This window comes from Deltaproteobacteria bacterium, assembly GCA_016874735.1.
Classification (GTDB): Bacteria; Bdellovibrionota_B; Oligoflexia; order Oligoflexales; family CAIYRB01; genus CAIYRB01.
On sequence record VGTI01000012.1, the window covers coordinates 26821 to 41686 of the forward strand.

The following is a 14866-nucleotide window of genomic DNA, read 5'->3' on the forward strand; positions in this document are numbered from 1 at the left end:
TCCGTTGGTGGCGCATGACGCGAGATTCTGTATATCCCGCAGGCGCTTCATGAGTGATTTACTCGAAACCAACATGCTGACCACCAAGCACCATGATGATGATGCCAACCACAGCAAACACAGTACAGACGATCGATATCAAACTACTGCGCTCCTTGGTCATAAGTCGTGCTACTGGGATCACCCAAATAGGATAGGTTGATGAAAGAGCTGTGCCTACACCGGCCTTGGTATATTTTGTGCTGAGTGACATCAAGATGAGACCAAGGTAGGTGCCAAGAAATGCCGCAGCAGTAAGCAGCAGTCCCTGTTTCTTCGTAGCCCAAATGGCTACCTGTGATTCTGTTTTTGGCTTAGTGCGGTGTTGCCAAATGGCAAGTGCAATCACCGCAGGTGCGATCCTGGCTACCGTGCCGTAGACAATATCAATCTCCTGTAAGGCTTGTCTTGACATCACAATACCGATGCCGTGACAGACCGCAGACGCCAGGGAGTAAACGATTCCGAGAATGTAATCCTTACGACTGTTAACGTTATCACTGGCGCGATTAACTTTGTGGAACAGGACCACACCCGTGACGGCGACGACTGTGACAATCATGCCGACAAGCTCTAATTGAGTCATGTTTTCGCCGAGAAATATCAAAGCTAAAACGGAGGCAATCAACGGAGCGAGGCACTGCAACGCCGAGACCAAGTTGGCGCCTATATGCATCAGGCCGAAAAAGAATAGGGTATCCCCCATGGCAATGCCGATGACGCCAGAAAGTCCGAGGATGGGTAGCTGACTAGTGGAACTCGGGATCGGAATTTGAAAAAACAAAGCAGTCAGAACTAAACAAACGCCAGCTACAACGTTTTTATTGACGTTTAGTAATAGGCTGTCAACATGTTTGCCGTATTTGGCATACATCGTGATTGATACCGACCAAATGAGGGCAGCTGCAATGGAGGCAACCTCGCCAAGTCCGCGAAATGCTGGCTGTACCTGAGCAAAAGTTGACATGCAGTAGCGATCTCCGTAGGCGCTTGAATCACGGTCACATAACTAGTGACCTTTTTATAATAATATTTAAAAAATGATATTGAAATCTACATAAAAATAACTTATCCCCAGGTTTCTTATAAATGTGGTTGGGACCAGTGCCCCCGAAAAATTAGTGCGCAATTCTGGGTACTTGCGTTCAGATATCCAGTATGGCAGGAGAGATGGCATGCGGGTTTTAGTGGTAGACGATGACGAAACACTACGGTTGATTGTCCGCGCGGCACTAGAGGAACGGTCGTATCACGTAGAGGAAGCTGAGGACGGCGTAGAGGCCGTGCACAAAGTGACCACCGCCGGGCCGTTCGATGCCGTCATCCTCGATGTGAACATGCCCCGGATGTCGGGACTAGATGCTCTTTGTAAAATTCGTGAGTTAAGCCCCACGAGTTTTTGTTTAATCATGACGGCATACTCAAATATTCAAGATGCCGTGACCGCTATCAAGCATGGCGCTTACGACTATCTGGAAAAGCCAGTCGACAGTGATCGACTCTTAAAGGTCATGGATGCTGCCATGGCCGCCAACGCCCTCGTGGAGCAGCTGCGCTTTTCGGCTCCGCAGCTTGAGTTTGATAAGGGGCGCAAGATCATCGGGAGCTCTACCCAGATCCAGAAGGTGTTCGAAATCATTCACCGATTGGCCAAGGTTGAGACTTCGGTGCTGGTTCGTGGCGAAAGTGGGACAGGGAAAGAATTAGTTGCTAGGGCTATCCATTTTAATTCGCAACGGATGAAAGGGCCTTTTGTTGCTGTAAATTGTGCGGCGATCCCCGAAAACTTGATCGAGAGCGAATTATTCGGGCATGAAAAGGGCGCCTTTACGGGGGCCGATCGGCGTAAGATCGGTAAGTTCCAGTTTGCCGAGGGTGGCACGATTTTCCTTGATGAAATAGGTGATATCTCCCAGCAAATGCAAGTGAAGCTGCTTCGCGTTTTGCAGGAACGGATGTTCACTCCCGTGGGTTCCAACCAAGACATCAAAGCTGATATCAGAGTGGTTGCTGCGACAAATGCCCCGCTCGAAAAAATGATCGAAACGGGAGCTTTCAGGGCGGATCTATTTTACCGGCTAAACGTCATGCCCATCAGGTTGCCCTCACTACGGGACCGTCGTGAGGATATCGCTCCCTTGGGCGGTTTTATGATTCAAAAGTTTAATAAGCTGCACGGACGCTCCATAAGGGGGTTCGACCCGAAAGCGCTAGCCAGCATGAGACTCTATCAGTGGCCGGGCAACATTAGAGAACTGGAGAACGTCGTGGAGCATGCGTTCATCATCGAGAACTCTGATGTTATTCGCTTGGACGCTCTACCCGATCATCTACAAGATCTTGTTAAGACTCGTCCAGACGGTGCGGTATCGGCAGCACCCGAAGTCGACTTCAACGAGGGGAATCATGGCGGTTCACAACTGAACTATCCGCAACTCAAAGAACGATTCGAACGAGAGTTTATCGTGCGAGCTCTCAAAGCATTCAACGGTAAAATAAACCAGACTGCTGAGCATACACAGATGACGAAGGTGACCCTACTGCGAAAACTTGAGAAGTATGGGATCGATCCCAAGCAGTTCGCTTAAACTGGCCCACTTAATTGTTGTTTTAAAGAACTCCAAGATTAATCCATATGGAATGGCCTTGGAGTTTTTTTTACGAGATTATTGTGCCACCAGGCGTACAGATTCAGTAAATGCTGCAGGTTGACGATTTTTTTTGTAGTACACCATGTTTTGCGTGCAAGGCGTTTAATTCGGTCACGAAACATGGCGCACGTATGATTCAATGGAAAAAGCGGGTCTCGCGCGCCCCTTTTAAGCTCACCCTGCCCAACAACGCAACCTCGACGTCCCTTATAGGTGGTGTGGGTCGCCTTGCCGCGGAAAATATCACGAACCATAACCGGATATCGGGTGCATTTATCGGATTTCAGTGTCTTTACTGTGGGGCAGAGTCGGGCCACTTCTGAGAGCACTTTACGCATCGAGTGTCGCCTATGATCATGGCGCTTGCCGTAACGTTTTCGCGCGATTTTTGCCAGCCTGCCGCTAGCCGCCATCGTTGTAGCATCCACAGATAGGATTTCTCTAGTGGTTGAAGTGACCGCAATTGCGATTGAAATTGGTTTGCACTTGGTGTGTTCAAATGTCTCCATTTCGTCGAAAATTATCGTGTTTTCACGGCCGCTTGCGATGTCAGGTGGTCGACGAGATTGAAGATGGAGCGCGGCGCGAGATCCGAGTCGACAGATTTTTTTTGCAATTGTTGCACGTCTGCAGCCAAGAAGTCGCGCGCAACTTCGTTGGGACATTCCCTCCATCATGCCTCTCATCACGAATTGTGTGAGATGCGGCTTGCGCTCTCGGTATGTTAATGACCCAGTTTGTGCTGAGAATGTCAATTTACATGACTTGCAAAGATATCTCCGGATTTGGAATTTGTGTCCAGTCTTGCGTTTAAAAAAACCGTGCTTGACTACGTGCTGTTCATCTTTTGGGCAAAGCGGGCAAACTGTGATTTTTGAATCCATATTTCCTCCCTAGATTTAAGTGCGAAATATGCTTCAAGCTGAGATGCGTGGGAAGTGACATGAATCTTTAGTGCAGCGACATGAGAAAAATTTATATCCACAATTAAGTGGACCAGTTTAAAAAATTCGGTTTTAAAGGCTGTGGAGAGTACGAAACATCTTTTTCGCAAAGGAGTGGTGTTATGAGCATGCTCAAAAAACGTTCCGCGATCGTTGCAGCCTTGATGTTTGCTACTGCGAGCCCGATGATTGGGAGTTATGCCTCTATTGCTGCTGTTGAGGAAGAAAGTGAAGTTACGGTTAAGTTAGATGATCCTACAATTGCGCGGGTGGTTTCCGCCGCCACGGATCAAATCATTTTCAACGCCAAATATGCGCAGAGACATGCGCGGAGCCAGCAGGTGGTTGAATATGCCAACCAGCTGCTCCGTGAAAATCAACGCATGGCGGAGGAATTTGCCGTTATTGTTAAGCGAGCCGGTGTGAAGCCCGAAGAAACTGCGCTGAGTATCCTGTGGCGTATTGCAGGACTTCGTAATCTTGCGGCGCTGCATCTATCTTCACCGGAGCAGTTTGATCAAGTATTCCTCAAACAAAGCGCTAAGTATGAGCAACGTCTTGCGAAAATTCTGCAAGAAAAATTGATCCCCGAGACGCAACATCAGTCAATCCGTGCCTATCTGCAATCGATGCAAAGTGACATGCTTCAATTCGTAGAGCAGGCCAATCAGCTGAGCGCTGAGCTTACAGACTGATCAGCCATGTCAATTTGACGACGGAGCTCTGAGGGGCTCCGTTTTTTTTTACTTGAGACTGTCAGCATCCCGGAGTTTCGGAAAAAGCCTAGACCATAAAATTACCACCGCGATGGTGCCTATACCTCCGACGATTGTTGCAGGCACGGTACCCCACCAACTAGCCGTGATTCCTGATTCAAATTCACCTAGCTCATTAGAGGCCCCGATAAACACCTGATTGACAGCGCTGACACGCCCTCGCATTGCTTCCGGTGTCCTGAGCTGAACAAGGGTTTGGCGTACATAAACACTGATAAGATCAGCGGCGCCAATGAGTATTAGCATAGCTAGCGATAGGTAGAAGTTGGTCGAGATACCAAAGATACAAGTTGCCAGGCCGAATACGAAAACACCGGCTAACATCGATTTGCCAGCGCGTCGTTCCAGTGGCCAAAATGCCAGATAAATTGCCATGGCAGCTGCACCTATGGATGGTGCGCTCCGCAATATACCGAGACCGATGGGTCCAACAAACAGAATATCTTTGGCATACACTGGAAGCAGAGCCACTGCCCCGCCCAAGAGTACCGCAAAAAGGTCTAGCGAGATAGCGCCTAACAGGATTTGATTCTTACGAACGTAATGAACGCCAGCCATCAGGCGCTGCCAGCGGCCAGTGACAGCGGCCGTGTCAGGCTTGAGGCGATGTGGCCGAACCGCGAAGTTGCAGATCAGAGCAGCGATCATAAGGCACCCAAACGAGGCGTAGACCGTAGAGGCCCCATTTTTAAGACCGAAGACTAAGCCGCCAAGTGCGGGTCCAATGATCGTGGCGACCTGCCAGGTAGTGGAGCTCCACGCCACTGCGTTACTAAAGTGCTCCGTCGGTACCAAGCTAGGTAGCAAGGCGCTGGCGGCTGGTCCCGCGAACGCACGAGCAGTCCCAAGCACGATTAGCACAGCGTATATTGGCATCACGCCATACGTTTGCAAGATACCTGACGAGCTGAAATAGTACAGCGTGGCAGCGCAAAGCATCAGTATGGTGTTTTGGACCAGGAGTATACGGCGGCGATCGAAAATGTCCGCGGTGTGTCCAGTGACTAGAGTTAAAAGTAGCGCTGGTAAAAATTGAACCAGTCCGACGTAGCCAAGATCTAGCGCTCTACCGGTGATCGCATACACTTGCCAGCCTATCGCGACTGATTGCATCTGTTGGCCAATAGTAGAGGTAAACTTCATTATTTGGAAAAAAGTAAAATCGCGGTGTTTGAATGCGGCGAAAGGAGCTGATGATTTCTGACCCATGATGGTTTTACTCGTAGCACAGGAGTTGACCTTAATTTTCACTGCTCAAGTCTGCCACAACTTGCGGTAGCTACTGTGGTAAAATCAACTGGTCACAACCGGATTAAAACCAACGGTGGGGGAGGCTCTATGCGGCCTGGCTCAAGCGATAAGCCTCAGGTTCAAGAAGGCACCCAAGCAACACTGCCTGAAGATAGCCTGGCCTCAGGGGGTGTGGCCATGGATGCGGCGCGCTTAGCACGGCTTTATCGCAGTGCCGCTAATGGTGAACTCGGTGAGTCGACCAAAAAGTTACTCCAGGAGCTGCTGTGTCAGCAGCTTGGCTTCGCTGACAGTGTCGGCAGCAACGGTGAACAAAAAACCAAAGCCGAGGTCATTGCCGCGGCGAAACCATGCCCGACTCAGGCTGTAGCGGTTCCAGCCGCGCAGCTTGGAGTTGCTCAGCTAGAGATGAAACTGCGACAACTCATAGATCAAGGTGCCCCTTGGGATACTTTGGAGCCAATGGCAATCAAGCTTTACGGAGCCCAACCGGGTGACAGCGCTGCGGCCCGCGTGATTGAGTTGGCCTTTATTCATGGCACAGCCGAGCGTATTGAACCTTTGCTCATTTGGGCAAAAAAACAGGCCTCGAATTTCTACCGGCACTTGCACCCTACTCTTAGAGTCCATCTCGTGATGAGATTATGGAATTCTGGTGGCAGTGAAGCTCTGGTGAATATTCTTTTTCGCGAGCGTGACGAGGTCTATTTACAGCCTGCTGAGCGGCTGTATCTCTTCCGCAGTATGGCGACTGCAGCGGATGCCACCGTACCTTATCTCTATTTTCAGAGATTCCGCGTCGAATTGGTGGCGGCCGCGAAGTCGATAGGGGAGCACGTTGGTCTTGGTCATGATGCTCTGCTTTTGCGGGTTGGGCAATTAGCACTGGACCTTGGTTATGTGACCGAGGCTGGCACCATTCTCGAGGGAATCAGCGCTGAAAGTCCGGAGAGGGACGAAGCACTGCGACACATGCTGACGGCGACCGTTGAAAAGAACAAAGCTGGCCGTAGCCATCTCGTAGAGCTGATGCTTGCCGAGGCTTCTGGCGAGGGGCGACTCGCGCTCATCGAGAAGTTCTTGCGAGATTCCAGGGGCCTCGGGGGGTTCAAAGATCGCAGTCGTCCAGCTCTCAATGAGTTGCTGGCTGATCCTCTAAGCTGGTTGCCCCGTGAATTGGCTGTTTATCAAAAACTGTCAGAAATACTGATTAATAATCGAGATCTAGGTGGTCTGTTACCGAATCTCATGGCCCTTTTTAGAAAGCAGGCGCTCACCTTTGTCGCGCCGTCTCAGGACTTAGCCCTGTGGCATGGTGTCGTTACTATGGTGCCGCTCTCGCCGTTGGATAAGTTTTGGCAGGGTGTGGCCTTGCTCCACTTTTATGTGTCCACAGGAGCCAGTGCTGAGTCGGAGTTGTGGCGTTCTCTCTCTCTCATCACTTTTGCCAGGCAACATGCGGCTGAGCACCTCCCTCTGCAATGGAAGGAGCTGCACAGAGCTGCCTTCAATGCGGTGCTTAAATCCACCCATGTGCTTGATACCGAGCGGAACCGGATGCTGCGGCAGCTAAGAATCGCCGTACCTTCCGAGCAGCTCAACATGACTGATATCGTTGATTACGTTCAGGAGAGCGAACATGCGCCATGCGAGGTACTGCGGTCCTTGCAGGGTGCTGCCGAGGCGATGCGGAATCTCGGTTTAGCACGGACAATTTTGCTCAAACGAGCTGCTCAGTCTCATTTGACGAATGGAGATCTCAATAGAGTTTGGCAGTTTGCACTGACTGGTAGCGATCACGATCTAGCCTGGCGGGCAGCTACGGTGTTACATGCACGTCAGGCGCTGCAACCATCAGTACGTCACGCATGGGAGTTTTCTGGCGAAAAACGCGCTGAGTACGGCCTTTTTGCACCGACGCGTCCTCAGCTTCAAGTTTGTACGGCAGGTTTTTCGCCCCCTGTAGTGCGCCTGGTGAATGCGTGTTTGACGGTCGGAGCAGCTCTGCCCGAGCTTTTGGTCATGCTAGATCAGGGTGCAAGTGTGACGAAATCTGCCGCGGCCCCACACGATAGTCTTGAGGCTCGTATCGATAGTGGTATTGCTAAACTAGGGTGGTTACCCGTGCCTAAGCGTCGCTATCGCTTTAGTTTCGAAAGCGCGCTTGGCGGCACGCCGTTACCATCGTTCATGCAAGTTTTGCCGTCCAACACCTGGAGCCTAGTAGTTGCCCGTGTGGCAGAGCGTCTCGGCATAAACGCTTGGGGATGGCGCCTCAGTCGTCTGCATAGTCAGATTGCGGATCTGATACCGAGACTCGCCAGTCGGCAGGATTTGCGTCGGCAGTCAGCCAAAGTAGCGTCTTGGCTAAAAGATCTCACTCCCGAGCAGCGTACGGCATGGCAGGATATGGCAGCTCTTAGTCGGGCGCTTGATGATCAGACCGCAGTCGCCAGTTTAGCGGCCTTTGTGTGTCGCGTCGCTACGCTCATTTGTCCCAACCACTATATGGCTCTGACCTCTCTGCAGGCTATGCGAGCCCCCGTGGCCATTATGTGGGATCTGGAAACTTGGCTGCTAGGGGATGGCTATTCTCAGTTAAGAGTAGAGATGGGAACTTCGACGCGTATACCGGTCCCTAACAGCCTTATGAAACTGACCAGCATCTCTTAAATAAGAAGCCTGGCACCCAGGCTGAACCAGAGCTCAGCGCCAAAGACGCGCGTTGCCATGAATGGTCCGAGGTAGAGGGCGATGCCACCCCACAACGTGACTGGATGGTGCGGCAATACATATTGAATGCCCATGGGAAGACGCAAACCCAGTCCATCATCGATCTGAATACCTGCGCCAACATACGGCAAAATTTTATCCCGAAATTGATTATAAGACTGATACTGACTGATGGACATAGGGTGTAGGCCAAATCCAAGGTAGCGGATGTAATCAGCCGCGATACCTAAGTCAGAATTCCCGAGCCCCAGGGCGAAAGCTAGATCAACGCTACCACCGAGGACGCCCAGATACTGAGCGCTAAACCCTGTCACATTATAGTTGCCAACTTGAATACCTAACGACCACTTTGGGGCGGTCGTGACTAGTCCGCTAGATTCCATCGGCTTTGCTTGAATTTTCGTACTTTGACAAAATAGCATTGATGCGAGAGCGATTGATGCAAGCCAAAGCCACGATGCACGCCGATTTACTGGTTTCGTTCGTACTGGCGAGCACGTGCTTGCCATGGCTTATACTCCCATTTCTCAGACATAGGCACAGCTGTCACAATAAGTCCTAGAATGACTATCGGCAACCCAGGCATCCAGGCGGATGGATTAGGGTGCGAAATTTCCTGGTTTATCAGCACACAAAAGGCAAAAAATCCGATCACTACCGCGATGGAAATGAGTCGTCGTCGCGCCTTGTCGATGATAAGTCGCGTGTAAAACGTAGACTCCTCTGCCGGGGCGCCTTTGACTTCTTGACTTGCCATGGATTCAGTCCCTGATCTCGTTATGTGTCTATGAGGCTTCTGACTCGGTCATACGCATCACCTGTCGGTCATTTGCCTCGTTGACTTAACGCGGTAAAAATTTCCCTGCTAGCACTTCAGGGGCGGCCTGATTAAGATATGGTCATGACATCTCAGGAGGAATCACTGTGGGATTAATCAGATTCAGCCAAGGTAGGCTCATTGCCATCGTTTTGAATGCAGTGGGAGCTCTGCTGTTGGCGATCACAGCCTCGTCGGCCGTCGCCGCAGGACTTACTTACGGGACCCTCCATTTCGACAAGAGTAGTCATGACTTTGGCGAGGTGTTCCGTGGCACGCAACTGACTCAGACCTTTCGTTTCGTCAATAAAGGGCCGGGCCCATTGACGATCCAAGGGGTGCACGCGGCATGTAATTGTACAGCTGTGGAGGTCGATCGAGGGCGACGCTATGAGCCAGGGCAAAGTGGTACGATCGAAGTGACTCTCGATACCAGTGACTTTATCGGTAACCTAGTAAAGACAGTGACAGTAATCAGTAACGAGCGGCTTTTGCCGGATCGCACGCTAACGATTAGAGCTAAGGTCAAGTCCGAGATTTTTGCCGATCCACCTTTACTGGATTTCGCCAGCGTTAAACCGAAAGCGAATGATGCACGTACCATTCGCATTAGATCGGCACCCGGACAGCAGCTTGAAATCAAGGGGCTCGATTTCAATGAGAAAGTCCTATCAGCGCAAGTTGCGCGCGATAAAGACGATTGGATTCTAACGGCTCAGCTGCTTGCCGGCGTGCCGCCAGGTTTTCTGAAGGAGTCGATTGTGGTACGCAATAACTCGCAGCACCTACCAAAGCTCACGATTCCCGTACGCGGCCAGGTTATGAGCAACTTCGAGGTGGCACCCAGCTACATAGAGTTTGGTTCCCTCGGAGCGACTGAGGGAGCTCAGCGAGTAGTGACTCTTCGGGGCTCCGACAACTACAAGGTCGTTAGTATGCGTGGCGATATGCAAATTAACGGGCAAAAGGTCGACCAGGTGGCTAACTTACTCAAGATCGAATCAGCATCACTGCAAAATGATATGCAGCAGATTAATGTCGAGCTAAAGAATGGCCTAAGTAGGGCAGGTAGTGTTCGTGGTAAGATCTATATAGAGACCACGGACCCTGTGCAGCCGGAACTATCTGTCGATTTCTATGCTCTGTTTAGGTAACGTGGTATAAGCAGACTTATGAGGGGCCACTCGTGCTAGTAACTATTTATGTAGTTTCTTCAGTTCTGTTTGTTGTGGGGCTTCTTGGCTATTGGATCGTGACGCATTCCTTCCGCAATGTCCCGGCTATTTACGAAGCTGTGGAACCACAGATCGCTAATCAGTAGTCATACAACTATCGGCTACCAGGGGCTAAGTATGATCAAACGGTCATTCGCTCGTGTTCTGGTTGTACTCCTTGGTGGCGTGACTGCTGCTACTAATCTTTATGCCAAGGCGTTCAATAGCTGTCCCGATTATGCTACCTGCACCTATGAACTGCCGGGGGCTGAGTGTGCTGATGGGACGCCGATGTTTTTAAACGTCACGCGGCGCCCCAATGCCACCAAACTATATATTTATCTCCAGGGCGGCGGCGCTTGCTGGGATACGGTGTCCTGTGATTGTCATGGTGATCGTTGTTACGGTGGCACAGCCCGCAATCTGACGCGGCGCGACCCACAACAGACGCACTCTGGCTGGACGGATTTGAGTGTTCCCGCCAATCCGATATCGGCCGACTACAATGTGGTGGAGGTACCATACTGCACCGGTGATTTATTTATGGGAAATCGCGAGCGTAAGCTTGGTAACCCCAAGCATCCCATCACCATTAAGCATTTCGGCTACCGCAACATCACCAAGGCCTTCGCTGCTGCCAAAAAACTTTTCCCATCTCCCCAGAGCATCGTTGTTATGGGGTCTAGCGCTGGTGGGCTCGGCGCTATGTTCAATCTGCATCAGTTGCGTAAGTTTTATGATAAAGCACCCGCCTATGTCATCTCCGATGCAGGTGCACCATTTAAGATACCTTATGTTTCAGCAGAGGGCGTTGACCGTCTGATCAGCGCTTGGGGTGTCGAAGACATTATTCCACCGGACTATGCGGTGATTTCGCCCGGACCAATCGACTTTGCGGGTCTACTTCGGTACAACGCTGCGCGGTTTCCGCAAGACCGTTTTGCGTTTATTTCATCGTACAACGATTGGGTGATGACAGCCTTTTCGATTCTGCTTGGTGCTGAATATGGGTTCTCCACCATTGGTCGCATGATTCGCGATGTCGCTGCAAATGATCTAGGCGTGATGCAGAAGGTTTTCTACGTCGGTGGGGAGCGGCACACTTTCCACAATGTTCCACCTAACGACGTACTTAGCGGCCAAATCAATCTCGCCGACTGGGTCAGCAAAATGATTACCGGCAAACCTGATTGGTCCAATCAGCTGTGACTCATGTGATCTAGATCAATTCACCGAGCAACGCGGTTTTATTGGCATCGGTAATCCGAACTGCGGCAATGTCACCGGTGAGTTGACGCGCTGCAGCCACGCGCACTAGACGGAAGTGGTCTGTACGCCCGTAAAAATGGCCTGGCATCTTTTCGCTCTCATAGAGGAAAAGGACCTGTCTCGTCGTGCCGATCTCACTAGTGTTCAATGACGTAGTGATGCGGTTTTGTAGCGCGTTCAGACGAGCTAGGCGCTCCTCTTTCACATGTTCGGGCACCTGGTCTAGGTAGCGTGCTGCTGGGGTGTTGTTGCGCGGCGAATATTTGAAGGTGAAGGAAAAGCTGAAGCCCACCTGTTCTACAAGTCCAAGGGTGGCAGCAAAGTCTTCCTCGGTCTCTCCGGGGAATCCAACAATCAGGTCAGTTGAGATAGCGATATCCGGAACAGCAGCTCTCAGCCAACTCACGCGCTCAAGGTACTCAGCCGCGGTGACCTTGCGTTGCATTCTCTGCAGGATACGGTCGCTGCCGCTTTGGACTGGCAGATGGATGTAGCGTCCTAGTTTGGGCTCAGAGGCAAACAGTTCGGCTAAATCCTTGGTGAAGTCGTGCGGATTGGATGTCGTAAAACGCAGTCGTGCCAACTCAGGTAGCGATGCGACCTCGCGCAGGAGATCGACAAAGTGCGTCTCAGGACCGTGATCGCTACCGTAGCTATTGACGTTTTGACCCAACAAGGTGATCTCGCGGGCGCCGCTAGCAAGCAAAGCCTTCGATTCAGAGACGATGTCGCTAACGCTGCGCGATAACTCACGCCCGCGCGTAAATGGCACGACGCAGAAAGTGCAGTAGTTGTTGCAGCCTTGCTGAATATTGACGTATCGTGAGATCTCACGCTTGCCGCTGAGTGTGGGGGGGGCCTGCAGCTCGGTTGTGACGGGTGTCGCAGTCACAGCAGCTGCGGCGTCATCGCCGTCGTGAGTATGGCGTCGGGCAAAGCCGGTCGCCACGGAGCTCTGACCGCTTGCCGCATGCTCTTCAAGCAGGCGTGGAAGTTCTTCAATCTTGCCTGGGCCCAGCAACACGTCAATTTGCGGCGCAGCTTTCAAAAGGCGACGCCCCTCGGCCTGAGCCACACAGCCGGCGACTGCTATCTTCATGCCTGGACGGTCACGCTTGAGCTCGCGCAGTATGCCTAGGCGACTGAGTACTTTATGTTTGGCTTTTTCGCGGATGTGGCAGGTGTTTAAAAGCACCAAATCCGCGTCGTCGGCAGACTGAGTGAGAGCGTAGTTTTTTTCAGCCAAAATCGCCAGCATCCGCTCGCTGTCGGCGGCGTTCATTTGGCAGCCCCAAGTTTCTATGTGGACTTTTTTAGGCTGCGTTATGGTGGCGGATTGCTGTGTTACTTCACTCACGGTCGTCTGATCCTACTTCTTTCTGTTCTTCTTGCGGGCTTTTTTCGCGTCTTTGCGCAGTTTGCGTTGCTTGTCGCGGTCGACGGGGCGCCGCGTGGCTCCACCGGCGTCGCCAAACATACCGCCTAGGCCTGGCATCCCGCCTAGGCCTGGCATACCGCCTAGCCCACCCATTCCGGGCATGCCGGGCATGCCGCCGGGACCACCCATTTGTTGGGCCATCTTGCGCATGTTGTTCAGTTGGGCGAGGCCGCCCATACCTGGGATCTTACCTAGTAGGCCCATATTCTTGCCAAACATGCCCATCATTTGACGCATGCCGTTAAACATCTTGAGGAGCTCGGTGACCTCTTTGGGGGCGCGGCCCGATCCTTTGGCTACGCGGCGAATGCGATTGTCGTTAAATACTTTGGGATTGACCCGCTCTTCGTTCGTCATCGAATCGATGATGGCGCGAATGCGAAGCAATTGCCGGTCGTCGACGTTGATGTCTTTGGGCATGCCGGGGAGCGGCATTTTTGCGATGATGTCCTTGAGAGGACCCATCTTCTGGATCATCGAGATTTGTTCGTAAAAGTCCCTTAGCGTGAACTGTCCCTGCAGCATCCGTAGGGCATCGGCCTCGCGGTCTTCGGTCGCGACACGCTCAAAGTCTTTAACTAAACCGACAATATCGCCCATGCCGAGGATACGGCTGGCTAAGCCATCAGGGCGGAACTCTTCCAGGCGATCCAAACTCTCGCCCATACCAAGAAATTTAATCGGTTTACCCGTAACCTCTTTGATACTCAGTGCTGCGCCACCGCGCGCGTCACCATCCAGCTTCGTCATGACCACACCCGTCAAATTGAGGCGATCATTAAAGCTTTTAGCGGTGGTTACAGCGTCCTGGCCCATCATGGCGTCACACACGAGAAGGATATTATCCGGTCTCGTAGTGGCTTTGATGTCATCCAGCTCCTTCATCAGAGCTTCGTCAATGGCGAGACGGCCAGCGGTATCCATCAGGATCGTGTCGCATCCAAGGTCGTATGCCTTTTGCAGCGACTGCTTGCAGATATCCACCGGCGAGGCGCCACTGACGTGGAAAACTGGGACGCCTAGTGTGTTGCCGAGTACTTGCAACTGATCAACGGCTGCTGGGCGGTAAATATCGGCGGCCACCAAGAGTGGCTTCCGCTTGTGCTGATCGACAAGATACTTGGTAAGCTTACCTGTGGTCGTCGTTTTACCGCTACCCTGCAAGCCGACCATCATGAACGTCGTTGGCCGGTTGCTAACGAAGTTTAGGCTAGGATCAGCTGGACCCATCAGTTTAACAAGCTCGTCCTGGCATATCTTAACGAAATGATCACCAGCACTAACACGCATCGCGCCGCCGCCAGCCTTGAGCTGTACCTGGGTGCCTACTGCCTGCTCTTTCACATCGGCCAAAAACTTCTTGGCGACGCCATACTCTACGTCTGCCTCGAGCAAACTTTGGCGTATGGCTACTAAGGCTTCGTCAATATTCTCATCGGACAGGGTCGTTTTGCCGCGAAACTTATCCCGCGCCTGGCGGAACCCTTCGCTCAGGACGTCCAACATTGTGCGTCTCTCCAGGATCTCAAAAGGGGAAAAGGGCAGTATGCGTATAGCCTTTCTCGGTGTAACTAGTCAAAATCTGATCGACTTAAATCTTTAGTGCAGAAAAATACTCCTTCATATCAGGGGGTTGCGATTTGGGTGGGTTAACCAGCTTCTACCGCCCCCCAAACTGCCAGTATCATTGATGAATCATATTCATCACGGTTAGGCCCACCCCCGAGGGGCAGA

General features: G+C 51.8%; 12 protein-coding genes. 5 read left to right on the top strand and 7 right to left on the bottom strand.

Annotated elements, in window-relative coordinates:
• Positions 1 to 58: 58 nt before the first annotated feature.
• Positions 59 to 1006, bottom strand: coding sequence for a DMT family transporter (locus FJ146_07815; GenBank protein ID MBM4251862.1), 948 nt, complete (start codon positions 1004 to 1006; stop codon positions 59 to 61).
• Between the two features lie 208 nt (positions 1007 to 1214).
• Here FJ146_07815 and FJ146_07820 point away from each other — a divergent pair, with 208 nt between their 5' ends.
• Positions 1215 to 2627: a sigma-54-dependent Fis family transcriptional regulator gene (locus FJ146_07820; GenBank protein MBM4251863.1), complete on the top strand. Its 1413-nt coding sequence runs from the start codon at positions 1215 to 1217 to the stop codon at positions 2625 to 2627.
• A gap of 38 nt (positions 2628 to 2665) precedes the next feature.
• On the opposite strand, the gene FJ146_07825 is transcribed toward FJ146_07820, so the two are convergent.
• Positions 2666 to 3574, bottom strand: coding sequence for an IS1 family transposase (locus FJ146_07825; GenBank protein MBM4251864.1), 909 nt, complete (start codon positions 3572 to 3574; stop codon positions 2666 to 2668).
• A 182-nt stretch (positions 3575 to 3756) separates the two neighbouring features.
• Here FJ146_07825 and FJ146_07830 point away from each other — a divergent pair, with 182 nt between their 5' ends.
• The gene (locus tag FJ146_07830) at positions 3757 to 4329 is read left to right on the top strand and encodes a DUF4142 domain-containing protein (protein MBM4251865.1); all 573 of its coding nucleotides are present in this window, start codon (positions 3757 to 3759) and stop codon (positions 4327 to 4329) included.
• 48 nt (positions 4330 to 4377) lie between these two features.
• Here the strand turns inward: FJ146_07830 and FJ146_07835 are convergent, their stop codons facing one another.
• Positions 4378 to 5619, bottom strand: coding sequence for an MFS transporter (locus tag FJ146_07835; GenBank protein ID MBM4251866.1), 1242 nt, complete (start codon positions 5617 to 5619; stop codon positions 4378 to 4380).
• Positions 5620 to 5748: 129 nt separating this feature from the next.
• Between FJ146_07835 and FJ146_07840 the strand changes: the two genes are divergently transcribed.
• Positions 5749 to 8334, top strand: coding sequence for a hypothetical protein (locus tag FJ146_07840; GenBank protein MBM4251867.1), 2586 nt, complete (start codon positions 5749 to 5751; stop codon positions 8332 to 8334).
• Here the strand turns inward: FJ146_07840 and FJ146_07845 are convergent.
• Both FJ146_07845 and FJ146_07850 read right to left on the bottom strand, forming a co-directional pair.
• Positions 8331 to 8777, bottom strand: coding sequence for a hypothetical protein (locus FJ146_07845; protein ID MBM4251868.1), 447 nt, complete (start codon positions 8775 to 8777; stop codon positions 8331 to 8333). The two genes, FJ146_07840 and FJ146_07845, sit on opposite strands and share 4 nt — an antisense overlap.
• An 86-nt stretch (positions 8778 to 8863) precedes the next feature.
• Complete coding sequence (locus tag FJ146_07850; GenBank protein MBM4251869.1) at positions 8864 to 9151, bottom strand: hypothetical protein; 288 nt, start codon at positions 9149 to 9151, stop codon at positions 8864 to 8866.
• Positions 9152 to 9300: 149 nt separating this feature from the next.
• Between FJ146_07850 and FJ146_07855 the strand changes: the two genes are divergently transcribed.
• Entirely contained in the window at positions 9301 to 10365 is a 1065-nt protein-coding gene (locus FJ146_07855) for a DUF1573 domain-containing protein (protein ID MBM4251870.1), read from the top strand.
• Between the two features lie 117 nt (positions 10366 to 10482).
• Entirely contained in the window at positions 10483 to 11634 is a 1152-nt protein-coding gene (locus tag FJ146_07860) for a hypothetical protein (protein ID MBM4251871.1), read from the top strand.
• A 10-nt stretch (positions 11635 to 11644) separates the two neighbouring features.
• Here FJ146_07860 and miaB read toward each other — a convergent pair whose 3' ends face one another.
• Both miaB and FJ146_07870 read right to left on the bottom strand, forming a co-directional pair.
• Positions 11645 to 13051, bottom strand: coding sequence for a tRNA (N6-isopentenyl adenosine(37)-C2)-methylthiotransferase MiaB (miaB, locus tag FJ146_07865; GenBank protein ID MBM4251872.1), 1407 nt, complete (start codon positions 13049 to 13051; stop codon positions 11645 to 11647).
• A gap of 12 nt (positions 13052 to 13063) precedes the next feature.
• Positions 13064 to 14638, bottom strand: coding sequence for a signal recognition particle protein (locus tag FJ146_07870; protein MBM4251873.1), 1575 nt, complete (start codon positions 14636 to 14638; stop codon positions 13064 to 13066).
• Positions 14639 to 14866: the final 228 nt, after the last annotated feature.